We start from the raw sequence: 15,516 nt of genomic DNA, 5'->3' as shown, positions 1-15,516 counted from the left end.
TCCCTGTCAGAACTTTTGGAATTTGCCCTGCTCCCCAACCTCTGCGGTATGCTTCCCACACATGATCCCCGCCGTTACCATTACAGGCCTTACCCGTCGTTTCGGCGACTTCATCGCAGTTCAGGACGTCAACCTCACGGTCGCCCCTGGCCAGTTCTTCGGCTTCCTCGGCCCAAACGGAGCCGGCAAATCCACCACCATCAAGATGCTCACTGGGCTGCTGGCCCCGACCTCTGGTTCTATCCAGATCCTCGGCCTCGACGCCATCGCGAACCCCATCGAGGTCAAGCGCCAGATCGGAGTCGTCCCCGAGGGCCTCGCCCTCTTCGGCCGTCTTACTGCGGCTGAATACCTCCGTTTCGTAGGCCGCATGTACGGCCTCGACCAGGCCACCACCGCCGCCCGCACCACCGAGCTCCTCGAATTCATGAGCCTCGCCGGCGAAACGAAAAAGCTCATCACCGACTTTTCCCACGGGATGCAGAAAAAGCTAGCCCTCGCCGCAGCCGTCATCCACGGCCCACGCATCCTCTTCCTCGACGAGCCCTTTGAAGGCGTCGACGCCATCGCTTCCGGCACTCTCAAGGCCATGCTGCAAGGCATGATCGCCCGCGGCGCCACCATCTTCCTCACATCCCACGTCCTCGAGATTGTCGAGCGTCTCTGCACTCACATCGCCATCATCGACCGCGGCCACCTCATCGCTACCGGCTCCCTTGAAGAACTCCGCGCAGGCGTTCAGGCCCGCAACCCCCAAGGCAACGGCAGCAGCCATCAAACCCTCACCCTCGAACAGATCTTCCTCAGCGTCGTCGGCAGCGACCCCTCCGCCGCCCACCCCGAACAGGAGCTCTCATGGCTGGGCTGATCCAAACTCCGCCGCCACCCACACTGACAGCCGTTCATACCCGCCCCTGGACCGCCGCACAAAGCCGCGCTCAATTCCTCGCACTCGCCCAACTCCGCTGGTGCATCTTCCGCAACGCGTTCTGTCGCAAAGGAGGAGTTGGCGAACTCATCGCTCGAATCATCTTCTTCCCCGTCCTTGGCATCATCGCCGTTGGCCCCATCGTCGGTGCAGGCTTCGCCAGCTATTACCTCATTTCAGCCGACAAACTAACGCTTCTCCCTGCGCTTACCTGGGCCATCTTCGCCCTCTGGCAACTCGTCGTCCTCAATATCTCCCCACCCAGCCTAAGTTTCGACATCAACACCATCATCCGTTTCCCCATCAGCTTTCCACGCTACCTCACCGCACGCCTCTTCTTCGGCCTGCTTTCCGCCTCGAACGTCATCGGCACTCTCGCTCTTACCGCAGCCGATATCGGCATAGCAATCGCCCGACCGTCTCTCCTCCCCTGGGCCACTCTCCTGCTCATCATCTATGCTTTATCGAACATCTTTTTCACCCGAATGGTCCTCTCCTGGGTCGACCGTTGGCTCTCTACCCGTCGCGCCCGCGAGATTCTAACCGCCTTCATCCTCTTCGCCTCGCTTGGCTTTCAATACATCAATCTCAACTTCAACCCTGGCTTTCAAAACAACCGTCACCACGCCAATCATCTTCCATTCCTACTCAAGATCTTCCACCAGATTGAACCCCTCGCCGCACTTCTCCCTCCCGGACTAACAGCGACGTCAATCGCCAACTTTGCTGGGGGACGCTTCCTCCACGCCTTCGCGGCACTCGTCGGCCTCGTAGCTTTCAGCAGCCTCTTCCTGGCCATCTACGCCTTACGCATGCATCGCGAGTTCCGCGGAGAAAATCTAAGCGAAACCACCAAGCAGCCCCAAACAGTCCGCATCCCAAACACTCCCGCGGCAATCCCGCATCCCTCAACCTCGCCACTCGCAAGCGCGAGCACCGTGGGTCTCAGCCCTACCATCGCCGCCTGCCTGCAAAAGGAATTCCTCTACCTCCGCCGCAATACGAATCAGCTCTATGGTTTCATCGCTCCCATCTTCATGGTCTTCCTCTTCGCCAACCGCATCGGTACCAGCGGACGCTTCGGCAGCTTCGTCTTTCCTGCCGCAGTCGCATACTCCGTCCTCGGCGTCTCCATCCTCTCGTACAACTGCCTCGGCATGGACGGCCCCGGAATCCAGTTCTACTTCCTCTCCCCCACTCGCCTCCGCGACGTCTTCCTGGCAAAGAACATCATCGGTTTTCTCTTGAGCTTTATCGAACTCGTTCTGATCTTCACCGTCATCAGTCTCACCGCCCACCCACCATCGCTTCTCATCTCCCTTGGTACGTTCTGTTGGCTTCTCTTCGCAGTCTTCACCAACGGAGCAGTCGGCAACCTTCGTTCTCTCGCCGCTCCAAAAAAAATTGACCTCTCGAAGATCAACCGCAAGCAGACCTCTCAGCTCAGCGCCCTCATCGCTGTTGGTATCGTGGCAGCCTGCTTCGCCATCGGTTACGGTGGCGTCTTGCTGGCGAACTCCTTCAACCTCCCATGGCTGATGGTTCCCTTCTTCCTCCTGCTGGCCGTCGCCGCGTTCTTCTTCTACCTGCACGTCCTCAACCGCATCGATACAATCGCCCTCAGCCACCGCGAAGAACTTGCAGAGGAACTCTGCAAAACCTAGACTCTGCCTTGCTGCCGTCCCACAACTACAAACGAATCCTGCGCTACACTGAGCATCTCTGCAAGAAACCCGGGCTTTGGCAGAGCAACGGGACCAACCAAACCGCGCATTCACGAAGGGGAACAGACACGATGCTGCTTCGAAGTCGCAAGACCGCAATCCTTACCGCGTTCGCAATCGCAACAACCCTTGGTTCCATTCACTCCTCTGCACAGAACACCAACGAGCAGCCTGATAAATACCAGTGGCTCGAAGACGTCTCCGGCGAAAAAGCCATGGCCTGGGTAAACGAAGAAAATGCCCGTTCAGCGAAGGTTCTGCAGGCCGACCCACGCTACGCCGTGCTGGCCGAGACCGCGCTTAAAGTACTCGAGTCTCCTACTCGACTTCCCACCCCGGACTTCCACGTCGGCGAGGTCTACAACACCTGGCAAGACGCCCAGCACGTCCGCGGCATCCTTCGTAAGACCTCCCTCGACAGCTACCTGACTTCGCAACCTGATTGGCACACAGTCATCGACTACGACGCCCTCGCCGCAAAGGACAACCAAAAATGGGTTCAAAAGGGGCTCAACTGCCTCTATCCCGGCAACGGCCTCTGTCTCGTCTCGCTCTCCGACGGCGGCGAAGACGCCGACACACTCCGCGAGTTCGATCTCAAGACCGGCGATTTTGTGAAGAATGGTTTTGTCTTGCCCAAATCAAAGCAGGATGTGACCTGGGTCGACAAAGACACTCTTCTGGTTGCCCGCAACTGGGGCGACGGAACAATGACCCAGTCCGGCTATCCCTTCGTCGTCAAAGTCTGGAAGCGCGGCCAAACCCTCGATCAAGCCAAAGAAGTCTACCGGGGCACACAGACCGACGTACAAGTCGCCCCGTTTACGATCAACGACGGACAGGGTCACGCTGTAGTCGTCATCAATCGCGGAGTGAATTTCTTCGAGAGTGAAATCTCTTTCTACACCTCAGGAGGAACTGAAAAAATCTCTGTCCCCGGAAAGTGCCAGCTTCACGGAATGCTCGACGGCCAAATCTTCGTCGAACTCAACGAAGACTGGAAGCCTCAAGGCCTCTCCACGACATTCCCTCAGGGCTCGTTGATAGCGCTTAATCTTGAGGCCGTTAGAAAAGACCCCGTCCACCTCAAACCCACGGTCGTCTTCACGCCCACATCCCAGGAGTTCTTTCAGGACGCGGCAACAACGAAAAATCATCTGCTCATCACCACGCTCGACCACGTTCAAGGTCGCGCCTACTTCTACACCCACGACGCAAACAACACCTGGACTCGCAAGAAACTCGACATCCTCGACAATCTCAGCGTCGAGATCGCCTCTGCCAACACCTCTGACGATAAGTTCTTCGTCCAGACCACTGGCTTCCTCACGCCTTCCTCGCTCCTTCTGGGTGACGCTGCTTCAGCTGGTATGAAGTCGGCAAAGACTCTCCCGGCCCAGTTCGACGCATCCAACCTCATCGTCGAACAACTTGAGGCTACCTCCAAAGACGGGACCAAAATCCCCTACTTCCTCGTCCGTCTTAAGGACATCAAATACGACGGCTCCAATCCCACCGTGATGAACGCATACGGCGGCTTTCAAGTCTCCATGACGCCTCTCTACAATCCCACCCTTGGCAAGCTATGGCTTGAGCGAGGCGGCACCTTTGTCCTGGCTAACATCCGCGGCGGCGGCGAGTTCGGCCCAGCCTGGCATGACGCCGGCCTCAAGACCCATCGCCAGCGCATCTATGACGACTTCGCCTCAGTCGGTCAGGATCTCTTCAGCCGCAAGATCACGTCGCCTCGTCGCCTAGGCATTGTTGGCGGCTCCAATGGAGGACTCCTCATGGGCGTGGAATTCACTCAACACCCCGAGATGTGGAACGCCGTCGTCATTCAGGTACCCCTACTCGATATGCTCCGCTACGAACAGATCGCAGCAGGCGCTTCCTGGGTCGGAGAATACGGCACTGTCACCATCCCAGAGGAACGAAAATTCCTCGCCTACATCTCCCCTTACAACCAGCTCAACCCCAACACAAATTACCCAGAACCTCTCATCTTCACTACAACCAAGGATGACCGAGTAGGACCGGTTCACGCACGCAAATTCGCCGCTCGCCTCGAAGAGTTCCACAAGCCCTTCTTCTACGACGAAATTATCGAAGGCGGTCACGCACCTGGAGCCAATCTCAAAGAACAGGCCAACACCCGCGCCGAACAGTACACCTACTTCACGCGAAAACTGATGGACTAAGCATTCGTAAAGTAGTAGCTCTGGACCGCTGTGTTTTTGAAAATATCAACGTGACTAAGCTCGCGGACAACAGAGGAGTCAGGATCGCTCAACATGGGTGGTCCTGACTCTTTTTCATCGGATCCAACGCAAAGCTATCCAGCCACACCGACAACGCTCAGCATTCTCCCCGCAACACCCTTCTCTCCACGATGCGAAAAATACTTCTGCTCCCCTCTCGCATCGACCTCGCAAGCCGTACACTCCCCCATCAGGGTAATCTGCTCTTCTCCCAGTCCGGCGTTCAACAGCTGTCTTCGATTCGCTTCCCACAGATCCAGATAAATTTTGGCGTCATCCTCGTCGACACCAACTCGAAAAAGATCTGCCGCGTACCCAAACCGCTCGTGGAACTCGTTGTGCACCTCCTTACCAACCGAGTAGCAGCAAGCACCAATGCTCGGCCCAACCGCCGCCTCCAGATCCTCCACCCGCGACCCATACTCGTCCACCATCATCGCCACTCCGCGCTCCACGATCTGAGCCACCGTACCCCGCCATCCCGCATGAAACGCCCCGACCGCTCTATTCTTCCCATCCACCACCAGCACCGGAACGCAATCGGCCGTCCCCACCCCTACAAGCACTCCCGGAACGTTGGTAATCAGCCCATCTCCCTCGAGAACTGCCTTTCCCTCCGCAGTCTGAAGCCTGCCTTCCAACGCCCCATCCCCATCCCGAACCACTCTCACGATGTCGGAGTGAATCTGCCGCACTCCCACCAGCACCGAACCACGTCTATCCACCAAATCACCATCAAGAAACCGCACAAATTGCCGTCGATTTTCCACCACCGACGCCCTGTCATCCTCTTTGGTCCATCCCAGATTCAGCGATTTTCCCCCATAAACCGCCGAAATACCCCCGCTCCGGGTGCTGAAACCATGCCGCAACCACCCGAACCTATCCCACGCCCCATTTCGCATAGTTTTAATCTCTTCGCTCACGCTAACTCCTTTACTTTGATAAACTTTGTCCGCATTTCCCCGCGATAATGTCAACTAACAGCCTCGTTCACGATTTCGCCGACCCTGTATTAGTCCCTTCCCTCTCGAACTACTGACGAGTAACATTCTTCGAGATATAGCGTCTACTTCTAGTGTCTTCGACTCGTCTCGCGCATCCAAAGAAACGAAACCGAGTAACGTTGCAAGGACAGGAACTAAACTCCTTATATTTCAACAAAAATTTGCATCCTTCCCAGCGGGTCTGTAATATACCGCGATTGTAGACATGAGAGTGAATGTGCCCAGCGTAACCCCCCAATTTCTTCGTTCCCGTATCGGTAAAGTCTGCGTCGCCATCATTGGCGCCACGCCTGCCGAGATGCTTGAAAAAGCTACCGCTGTCGTCAAAGAGACGCCTTTCCTCGAGTTCCGCCTCGACTACCTGGAGAAGCCTCTCCTCGCTTTGCCGAAGCTGAAACATTTCCTCAGCGACAATACCGCGGTCACAGCCATCGCGACCTGTCGTCGCGCGGCTAACGGCGGTAAATTCTCAGGCAATCTCGTCGCCGAGATGGAGATTCTCTCCAAAGCGGGAACCTCTGGTTTCCACATCGTCGATCTTGAGCTTGAATCGGCTGAGAGCCTGAAGAAAGGCGAGCTTCAGAAGCTTCGCGAAACAGGCGTCGCCCTTATCATCAGCCATCACGACTTCGCAGCCACCAAAGATCTTGACGGCATCTTCAAGCGCATCGAGCCCTTTCACCCCGACTTCATCAAGATCGTGCCCACGGCCAAGAGTCTCACAGACAACGTCACTCTCATGCGCTTCATCGAACGTATGGACGATCACTCCAACATCGTTGGCATCTGTATGGGCGATGCAGGCATCATCTCCCGCGTTCTCGGACTCCGCGCCGGCAGCGCCTTTACCTTCGCCGCAGCAACAGCCGGCGAGGAGACTGGCCCTGGCCAGATCGCCGCCCGCACACTGATCGAAACCTATCGCATCGATCAAGTCGACGCAGCCACAAAGGTTTACGGTGTCGCCGGCAACCCCATCCGCAGCTCGCTCTCTCCCATCATGATGAACACGGCCTTCCGCCGCGAGACCGTAAATGCTGTCTATCTTGCGCTTCAGGCCAACAAGCTCGCTGACCTGCTCAAATTGGTGCATGAGATCCCCATCCAGGGCCTCAGCGTCACCATGCCGCTCAAGCAGGAGATCATGGCACACCTCGAGAAGACCGATCCTCTCTCCGCCAAAATCGGTGCCTGCAACACGGTCCTCCGCCAGGACGGCAAGCTCTATGGCTTCAACACAGACGTCGCCGGGATCACCGGCCCTATTGAGAAGCGAATGTCCCTCCGCGGAGCAAAGGCTCTCGTTCTAGGTGCCGGCGGAGCCGCTCGCGCCGCCGTCTTCGGTATGCGCGACAAGGGAGCCGAGGTCTTCATCCTCAATCGCACCTCCGAGACCGCTCAGAAACTGGCCAAGCAGTCCGGTTCGAAGACGATTAAGAAAGATGCTCTATCCAAAACCACCTTCGACGTAATCGTCAATGCAACTCCGGTTGGTATGGCTGGTGTCAAGACTACGCCGATCCTAGAAGCAGCAGACCTCAACACCAAGCTGGTCTTCGACCTCGTCTACAACCCGCTCGAAACCCCACTACTCCGTCTCGCACGGCAGCAAAGCATTTCCATCATCACCGGCATCGAGATGTTCGTTCAGCAGGGAGCTCGTCAGTTCGAGATTTTCACCGGCAAACCTGCCCCTGAAGAGGAGATGCTGCGCGTCGTCATCCATGCTCTACGCCAACAGGCCGAGTCAATCGCAGAAACTCCGGCACCGGCTGCGAAGACGAAGAAAGCTTCCTAGTCGATCGCCTTCCGCACAAGTCCGAAGACCGAGCCCGGAGCAATCCGGGTTCAGTGTTTTAACTTTGAGAATTTCGCGAATCACGCGTCATAGCATCCATTCAGCACAGAAAAGGGCACCCGCAAGCTCAGACGGTCGATCGCAGCCTGAACCAACTCCCTCACTTTGGACGGCGTGACGTCCAGGAACTTTGCCACTTCGATCTCCGAGGATCGCAAAACGAGTTTTAGCATGAATGCCAAACGCGGCAGGTCAGGCAACTCGCCAAGGGTGCTCGGCAAATACACAGCACCTGCTTCACTTCCTTTGCATCCCAACCCAAGTCCGGCGATCGCCTGCGTAATGAGTGTCTCCCGGGCCTGGTTATATGCGAGCAACGGCATCGAGACATCGAACGGAATTGCGTCCAACTGCACCATCGTGCGTTGAATCGCCTCTTCGACCAGACGGTGATCCGCGACGAGGTACCACGCCAGTGTCGCGAACTCGTCTAAATGTTCGAGAAATAGCAAATACCAGGCGACATTCTTTCCAGAGGTGGTCGAAGGTCCTGTCTTTCGCGAAAAACCGTTCGGTGTAGTAAATGAAGTTGACATGATCACCTCTTGCCCTCCGTGAGGACCCTCTTAGCAGCCGACGTGCCGAACCGCATCAAGCCGCGCGCTGCCTCTCGGCTGGTACTCGCCCGATCACCATTTCCTTTGACGTTGAAGCCGGTTCGCTGAGGCGTCCGAGCATCTCGTTGGTCGTATCTTCCACACGTGTATTTGGTCTGTGCAACTTGCGGGTTCCCTTAGCGACAAGCCTGCACAATAGATATCGGTTTGACTCGCAAATGAGCGCATCGAAAATCAGCTCAGAACGCATCGGCAACTCCTTTGATAGCTGGCAATCAGTTACTTTTTTCGACCGCCCCAGGCTCATCATTAGGTGGGCGCTTCCGCTTCTCTCGACACGCCTGAGCTGAATCACGCGGCGTTTTGGCTTCACAACTGGCCCGGATCCGGAAAGCCGGATCTCTTCCACAAAAAAGCTGAAGGAATCCTGGAATTAGGTCAGGATGCACTTGCCTACATCTCACTTGGGAATGTGATTCATCTGGACGGGGATAAGCTTCTCGTTTACTGCCTTTTTGCGGCAAAAAACAACATTTTGACAAATTACCTAAATTTGACCGACATCATCGGCCGCATGTCTCTCAATGAGGAGTAGAGACCACGCGGAAGCGTTGGGGGAAGGGAACAGAATAATCAAATACCTTTAGATACGAAAGCCGCCCATACGGACGGCTTCCCTATTCCCTGAGTACCAAAATAGGCTACGTACTCTTGCCCTCAGCGGAGGCGATCTTCTCTTCCGCCTTCCGCGTGATAGCGTTAGCTTCGTCATATTTCTCGCCATCATCGCCAGCTTCACGCCAGAGCTTCTCCCCCTCCTGAAGCTCCTTCTGGGCCTCAGAGACGTCGATCTCGTTCGGATGCAGCGCGGTCTCCGCCAGGATCGTCACCCGGTCCGGCAGCACCTCCACAAAACCCCAGGCTACGAAGAACTTCTGATCGCCCGAGCTACCACCATGTAGCCTCACTTCACCGGCGCCAAGCTCTGCGAGCAGCGGCGCTGCACCATACAACGCCTCCAAATACCCTGACATTGACGGCAGCTCTACCGCCTGAGCCGTCGCATCCAGCAGAATACGATCCGGCGTCACCAGCCGAACCGCTAACAACCCCGTATTGCTCGTCGTCTCTGCCATTGAGTTATGCCGTCTGCTTCATCTTCTCTGCGGCTGCAATCACGTCTTCGATGCCGCCCTTCAGATAGAAGGCCTGTTCCGGAATATCGTCGTGCTTTCCTTCGATAATCTCTTTGAAGCTACGAACCGTATCCGCAACCTTTACGTAAGCGCCTGGGATACCGGTGAAGATCTCAGCCACATGGAACGGCTGCGACAGGAACCGCTGCACCTTACGCGCACGCGCCACGGTGATCTTGTCTTCCTCCGAGAGCTCATCGATTCCAAGAATCGCGATGATGTCCTGCAGGTCTTTGTATCGCTGCAGAATCTTCTTCACGCCCTGCGCCACATCGTAGTGCTCCTGTCCGACAACACGCGGAGACAAGATACGTGAGGTTGAAGCAAGCGGATCGACAGCAGGATAGATACCCAGTTCAGACAACGGACGCGAAAGCACGGTTGTCGCATCCAGGTGAGCAAAGGTCGTCGCCGGCGCCGGGTCAGTCAAGTCGTCGGCGGGTACGTAAACAGCCTGCACCGAGGTGATCGAACCCCTCTTCGTCGAGGTGATCCGCTCCTGTAACTCACCCATCTCAGTCGCGAGGTTCGGCTGATAACCCACAGCTGAAGGCATACGGCCAAGCAGTGTCGAAACCTCAGAACCAGCCTGCGTAAACCGGAATATGTTATCGATAAACAGCAACGTATCCGCGCCCTCTTCATCGCGGAAGTGTTCCGCGACCGTGAGGCCGGTCAGCGCCACACGAAGACGCGCCCCTGGCGGCTCGGTCATCTGTCCGTAAACCAACGTCGCTTTGCTCTTCGGCAAGTCCTTCAAGTCAATAACGCCGGACTCCTGAAACTCCATCCACAGGTCATTGCCTTCACGGGTGCGTTCACCCACACCGGCGAATACCGAGAAGCCGCCATGCTGACTGGCAACGTTGTTGATCAGCTCCTGGATGATGACGGTCTTGCCTACGCCCGCGCCACCAAACAGACCGATCTTGCCGCCCTTCAAGAACGGCTGGATGAGGTCGATAACCTTGATCCCGGTCTCGAACATCTCTTCGCTTGTTGACTGCTCATCAAACGCGGGCGCCTGGCGATGAATCGGCATGTGTACCTTGGCATTGACCGGACCAAGCTCGTCCACCGGCTCCCCAAGCACATTAAGCACGCGGCCTAGAGTCTCGCGACCCACTGGCACCAGAATGCCCGACCCGGTATCGATCGCCTTCATTCCGCGAACCATGCCTTCAGTCGCGACCATCGCGATGCAACGCACACGGCCTTCGCCAAGATGCTGCTGAACCTCGAGGATGACATCGAGCGGTGCAGGCACCGTGAAGCCCTCGCTGACGACGCGGATCGCCTGAAAGATAGGGGGCATGTGCGATTCTTCGAATTGAACGTCAACGGCCGGTCCGCTGATCGAAATTACTCTTCCAATATTCTCTGCCATAGGTCTCTTTTCGTTATTGCAGCCGTCTGTCACTATAGAGCAGCCGCACCACTCACAATCTCGATAATTTCCTTGGTAATTGCTGCCTGCCGTACGCGGTTCATGGTGAGGCTCAGGCTGTCGATCAGGTCCCCAGCGTTCTTCGTTGCAGCATCGGTTGCCGTCATACGCGCCGCGTGCTCCGCGGCAGTGGACTCCAGCAGCGCATGAAAGATCTGTGTGGTTATATAGCGCGGCATCAGATGCCGGAAGAGCGTCTCAGGCGACTGGTCGAAGATGTAGTCGACGTTGGCGGTACCAAACTTCTTGGCCTCCTCCTCCATCTCGCTCGCCTCTGGTACATGAACACTGATGCCTTCAGATTGCGCCGCTCGGACAGCCGCATCCCGCTCTTCCTGGGTCGGCTCAACGGAAGACTCAACATTCTGCGCCCCGAGCTCAGCAATCGGCAGCAGCTTTTCAACGACAATCCGCTGCACGAGTACTGACTTGAACTCGTTATAGACGAGATAGACTGAATCGATCTCCGACCTTTCATAGCGCTCAATGATCGAGTGCGCTAACTCCGAAACGGCCTTAAGATCGGTCTTTGCCAAGAGATCAGGATGTTCTGCGGCAACCTCAATCTGCCCCGCACGATGACGGATCGTCTCATAGTGGGTGGCGAGATCGTTGTCATAGTGCTCTTCCGTCTTCTCGTAGTTCGCCGCGGGGAACTTTCTCTTGTAAAAGGCAATCGCCTTCTTACCAATCGGCTCGAGATCGATGTTCTCTCCCTTCGCCAAGCGCGCCTCGATGAACTTCTGCGCTGCCTTCCCAACATTCGAGTTGAAGCCGCCCGCAAATCCCTTATCACCTGCTATCACAATGACGAGGACATTCTTTTCTTCGCGTTCGATCAGCAGAGGATGAAGAATCTTACCGGTGTGCACGTTGTAGATATCGGTGCGGCGCACCAACGATTCCAGCACGTTGATCAACATCTGCGCGTAGGGGCGCGCCTGCATCGCATGTTCCTGCGCCCGTCGCAGCTTCGCCGCCGAAACCATCTTCATGGCCTTGGTGATCTGCCGCGTGTTTTTCACACTTCGGATGCGGCGCCGTAAATCGAGTACGTTTGCCATGTTTTACTTAGCCGCAGCCGTCTCTTTCTTATCCTTGCGATCTGCGAGGAAGTTTCCTTTGTACTCTTTGATCGCCGCCGTCAAACGAGCCTTCAAGTCGTCGTCGAGGGCCTTCTTCGTGGCGATATCGGTCAAAATAGAAGCCTGGGCCGACTCGAGGTAAGGATAGAAGCCATCCTCAAACGCCCGCAGATCTTTCACTTCGACATCATCCAGAAGCCCGTTCACACCAGCAAAGAGAATCGCAACCTGCTTCTCCGCAGTGAGCGGCTGGAACTGAGGCTGCTTGAGCAACTCCGTCAGGCGCTGTCCGCGGCTGAGCTGTTGTTGCGTCACCTTATCCAAGTCCGAACCAAACTGCGAGAACGCAGCCAGTTCGCGATATTGCGCCAGATCAAGCTTCAGGGTCGCCCCCACCTGCTTGGTCGCCTTGATCGCAGCCGAGAAGCCCACCCGCGACACAGAAAGACCAACGTTGACCGCAGGCCGCACACCCGAGTTGAACAAGTCCGTCTCAAGAAAGATCTGCCCATCAGTAATCGAGATCACGTTCGTCGGGATATAAGCCGAAACGTCGCCAGCCTGAGTCTCGATGATCGGCAGAGCCGTCAACGAACCGCCGCCCAGCGCGTCAGATACTTTCGACGAGCGCTCCAGAAGACGCGAGTGGAGATAAAAAACGTCACCAGGGTACGCTTCACGCCCAGGTGGACGACGAAGCAGAAGCGAAATCTCGCGGTAGCTGGCGGCATGTTTCGAAAGATCGTCGTAGATCACCAGCGCATGCTTGCCGCTGTCACGGAAGTACTCCCCCATCGCGGTAGCGGCAAAGGGAGCAAGGTACTGCATCGGTGCCGGTTCTGAAGCGGTCGCAGCGACGACGATCGTATAAGCCATCGCGCCATGCTCTTCGAGCGTCTGCACCACCTGCGCGACTGAAGAACGCTTCTGCCCAACCGCGCAATAGATGCAGATCAGATTGTTCTTGGCGGAGTTGATGATTGTGTCGAGCGCGATCGCGGTCTTCCCTGTCTGACGGTCGCCGATCAAAAGCTCGCGCTGACCGCGACCAATCGGAATCATCGTGTCGATCGCCTTGATGCCAGTGGCCATCGGCTCTCGCACCGACTGACGATCGATAACCCCGGGGGCAAGACGCTCGACAGGCAGATACGTGTCCGTATTGATCGGCCCCTTGTCGTCGATCGGCTGACCCAATGCATTCACGACACGGCCAATCAGAGCCTCGCCTACCGGCACGGACATGATCTTGCCGGTACGCTTTACCTGATCGCCTTCGCTGATCTCCGTGTAATCACCCAGCAGCACCGCGCCGACCTGATCTTCATCAAGGTTCATCGCGAGACCTGCAACGCCGTGCGGAAACTCAATCAACTCGCCGGCCATCACCTTATCTAGGCCATGCACACGCGCGATTCCGTCGCCCAGAGAGATGACCGTTCCGACCTCATCCACCTGGATGCGCTGTTCGAAGTTCTCAATCTGCTGGCGAAGCAGTTCTGTTATCTCATCCGCCTTGATCTGTGCCATGTCTTCCTTCTACTCGATTCGTGTCAAATCTTGAAAAACTAGCGCCATCACCGGTTAGGGCTCTAGGCGTTCACAAGCTTCTGCTTCAACTGCTGCAACTGTGCCCGGATCGACCCGTCATACACCGTAGACCCGAGGCGGACGACTGCGCCGCCCAGCAGCGTCGCATCCTGATGATAGGTAGCCTTAACGCGCCCTCCAGCGAGTTTCACAACCTGAGCCTCGAGCTCCGTACGATCCTGGTCATTCAGCGGACGGGCACTCGTAATCTCCGCCTCAACCACATGGGCCTGCTCATCTGCAACGAGGTGGTATTCACTCAAAATCTCGTTCAACTCACCAAGACGCTGGTGATGCATAATCACCGCAATAAAATTCCTCACCTGCGGAAACATCCCTATGCGCGCTGCAATTGCGTCAAGCACCTTCAACTTCTGCTCGTTAGCGATTGAAGGATTCATCAACACTTCACGCAGATCGTGGCTTCCGGCCAGCGTCCCACTAAAATCGCCGAGCTGTTGTTCCGCCACGGCGGCATTCAGATTGGCGGAAGCCGCCACCGAGGCAAACGCGTGAGCGTACCGCAAGGAAAGGACCGACATCAGTTTTGTCCTTTCTTCGAGTCGCCACCTGCAAGCCGTTGGGCAAAACTCTGTACCAACAGCCGGTCGGTCTCCGCCGTCACCACCAACTTATGCGCTGCCTGCTCAATGGCAAGCTCTGCTGCGTACTGCTGAATCTGACGCTGCGCCAGCGCCGTCGCAGCAGCAATCTCCTGCTCCGCCGTCGCCAGAATCTTCTGCTTTTCCTCTTCCACGCTCGCAGTAATGCGCTGCTCGTCAAGCGTGGAATCCTTCTCTGCCTGGGCTCGCATTGCCGCAATCTGACCGTCCAGCTTGCTCAACCGATCTTCCACGCTGCGCAATCTAGCATTGGCATCTTCGGTCGCCGTTCGCGCATCCACCAATTGCTTCTGGATCGCCGTGCTTCGATCGCGGAACGTCTTGGGCAAAGTTTTCGCCAGGAACCAGCCAACGAGTGCCGCCAGAACTACAAAATTCGCAACCGTAAACGCGGTAGCCGCCTGCTCCGCGTTCAAGCCAGCTTTTGCACCTAACGCACGAACGGCTGTTGAATGAAGATACTTGTCGTTCTCATCTTCTTCTTGCTTGCCCTGCTCCGACGACACGTTCTCAGACGCATCATGTCCGGCATCCACCTTGGTAGCGCCCGAGTCCTGCGCCCTCAGATGGCACACCGGCAGGAACAACAAACCCATCAGGATTGCGGCTGGCAGTAGCCGCTTCACAAAAGAAATCTTCACTGCGCCACCTCCGTCGCCCGCACATCGGCTGGAAGCAACGCACTAACAATGCGCGAGCTCAACTCCTCGCTCATTCCTGCGATTTGGAGTCGAGCCTCATGCGCACTCTGCTCAATCTCCACCTTGGCTCCGCTAACGCGATCGTGCATGTGCTGACGCGCCTGGGCCAAGGCTGCTTCCCGCTCCAAGTTCCACTGCTTCAGCCTCTTATCGCGCATCTGAAATATCTCGGCCCTGGCGTTGCGCAACTTTTCTTCGTAAGCCGCAGTGTCAGCCTCAGCCGCTGCAATCGCTCTGCGCGCCTGTTCAATCGCACCTGAGGTACGAGCACGCCGCTCAGCCAGCACACGATCCAATGGTCGTCGAACCAGCAATCCATAAGCTGCCACTAGCAAAATAAACAGAACAATAGTCGGCACAGAGCCGAGCACAAGTTCACCGAGTTGATTCAGTATCTGATCCATGAATGGGGTCGGCCGGGGCCGCTTGGAAGTCCTGTAGTGAGCGGTCTCACACCGCTACCGTGTTCCAGAAAATACTGGCGCAGGCGCTGCATGTTAGTTCGAGGTACACCTAGTTTTAGCAAAGCGATTACAACA

The 15,516-nt window shown here is 56.5% G+C and carries 14 protein-coding genes; 5 read left to right on the top strand and 9 right to left on the bottom strand.

What is annotated here, in order from left to right:
• Positions 1-61: 61 nt before the first annotated feature.
• The 3 genes from RBB77_RS09070 (at position 62) to RBB77_RS09060 (ending at position 4,853) form a co-directional block, all read left to right on the top strand.
• Positions 62-868 (top strand): ABC transporter ATP-binding protein, encoded by an 807-nt coding sequence (locus RBB77_RS09070; RefSeq protein WP_353066649.1) that lies wholly within the window; start codon positions 62-64, stop codon positions 866-868.
• On the top strand, positions 856-2,592 hold the full coding sequence (locus RBB77_RS09065; RefSeq protein WP_353066647.1) for a hypothetical protein: 1,737 nt from the start codon (positions 856-858) through the stop codon (positions 2,590-2,592). The genes RBB77_RS09070 and RBB77_RS09065 overlap by 13 nt, the downstream gene beginning before the upstream one ends.
• Before the next feature lie 131 nt (positions 2,593-2,723).
• Entirely contained in the window at positions 2,724-4,853 is a 2,130-nt protein-coding gene (locus RBB77_RS09060) for a prolyl oligopeptidase family serine peptidase (RefSeq protein WP_353066645.1), read from the top strand.
• A 134-nt stretch (positions 4,854-4,987) separates the two neighbouring features.
• On the opposite strand, the gene pgeF is transcribed toward RBB77_RS09060, so the two are convergent.
• Positions 4,988-5,839 (bottom strand): peptidoglycan editing factor PgeF, encoded by an 852-nt coding sequence (gene pgeF / locus RBB77_RS09055; protein ID WP_353066644.1) that lies wholly within the window; start codon positions 5,837-5,839, stop codon positions 4,988-4,990.
• 298 nt (positions 5,840-6,137) lie between these two features.
• Between pgeF and aroE the strand changes: the two genes are divergently transcribed.
• Complete coding sequence (gene aroE / locus RBB77_RS09050; protein WP_353066642.1) at positions 6,138-7,718, top strand: shikimate dehydrogenase; 1,581 nt, start codon at positions 6,138-6,140, stop codon at positions 7,716-7,718.
• Between the two features lie 80 nt (positions 7,719-7,798).
• Here aroE and RBB77_RS09045 read toward each other — a convergent pair whose 3' ends face one another.
• Positions 7,799-8,314, bottom strand: a complete 516-nt coding sequence (locus RBB77_RS09045) for a hypothetical protein (RefSeq protein ID WP_353066640.1) — start codon at positions 8,312-8,314, stop codon at positions 7,799-7,801.
• Positions 8,315-8,648: 334 nt separating this feature from the next.
• Here RBB77_RS09045 and RBB77_RS09040 point away from each other — a divergent pair, with 334 nt between their 5' ends.
• Positions 8,649-8,930 (top strand): hypothetical protein, encoded by a 282-nt coding sequence (locus RBB77_RS09040; protein ID WP_353066638.1) that lies wholly within the window; start codon positions 8,649-8,651, stop codon positions 8,928-8,930.
• Between the two features lie 106 nt (positions 8,931-9,036).
• Here RBB77_RS09040 and atpC read toward each other — a convergent pair whose 3' ends face one another.
• The 7 genes from atpC to RBB77_RS09005 form a co-directional block, all read right to left on the bottom strand.
• Complete coding sequence (gene atpC, locus RBB77_RS09035; protein ID WP_353066636.1) at positions 9,037-9,471, bottom strand: ATP synthase F1 subunit epsilon; 435 nt, start codon at positions 9,469-9,471, stop codon at positions 9,037-9,039.
• A 4-nt stretch (positions 9,472-9,475) separates the two neighbouring features.
• On the bottom strand, positions 9,476-10,918 hold the full coding sequence (atpD, locus tag RBB77_RS09030) for a F0F1 ATP synthase subunit beta (RefSeq protein WP_353066634.1): 1,443 nt from the start codon (positions 10,916-10,918) through the stop codon (positions 9,476-9,478).
• A gap of 32 nt (positions 10,919-10,950) precedes the next feature.
• Positions 10,951-12,042 carry a F0F1 ATP synthase subunit gamma gene (locus RBB77_RS09025; RefSeq protein WP_353066632.1) on the bottom strand — a complete coding sequence of 364 codons (1,092 nt, stop codon included), beginning with the start codon at positions 12,040-12,042 and terminating at the stop codon, positions 10,951-10,953.
• A gap of 3 nt (positions 12,043-12,045) precedes the next feature.
• Positions 12,046-13,593: a F0F1 ATP synthase subunit alpha gene (gene atpA, locus RBB77_RS09020; RefSeq protein WP_353066630.1), complete on the bottom strand. Its 1,548-nt coding sequence runs from the start codon at positions 13,591-13,593 to the stop codon at positions 12,046-12,048.
• A gap of 62 nt (positions 13,594-13,655) precedes the next feature.
• Positions 13,656-14,195 carry an ATP synthase F1 subunit delta gene (atpH, locus tag RBB77_RS09015; protein WP_353066628.1) on the bottom strand — a complete coding sequence of 180 codons (540 nt, stop codon included), beginning with the start codon at positions 14,193-14,195 and terminating at the stop codon, positions 13,656-13,658.
• Positions 14,195-14,917: an ATP synthase F0 subunit B gene (locus RBB77_RS09010; protein WP_353066626.1), complete on the bottom strand. Its 723-nt coding sequence runs from the start codon at positions 14,915-14,917 to the stop codon at positions 14,195-14,197. Before RBB77_RS09010 ends, atpH begins: the two co-directional genes overlap by 1 nt.
• Entirely contained in the window at positions 14,914-15,381 is a 468-nt protein-coding gene (locus tag RBB77_RS09005) for a F0F1 ATP synthase subunit B family protein (RefSeq protein ID WP_353066624.1), read from the bottom strand. The genes RBB77_RS09010 and RBB77_RS09005 overlap by 4 nt, the downstream gene beginning before the upstream one ends.
• Between the last annotated feature and the right edge of the window lie 135 nt (positions 15,382-15,516).

This window comes from Tunturibacter psychrotolerans (assembly GCF_040359615.1).
GTDB classification, from domain to species: Bacteria; Acidobacteriota; Terriglobia; order Terriglobales; family Acidobacteriaceae; genus Edaphobacter; species Edaphobacter psychrotolerans.
This window is presented reverse-complemented; position numbering and strand designations above follow the sequence as displayed.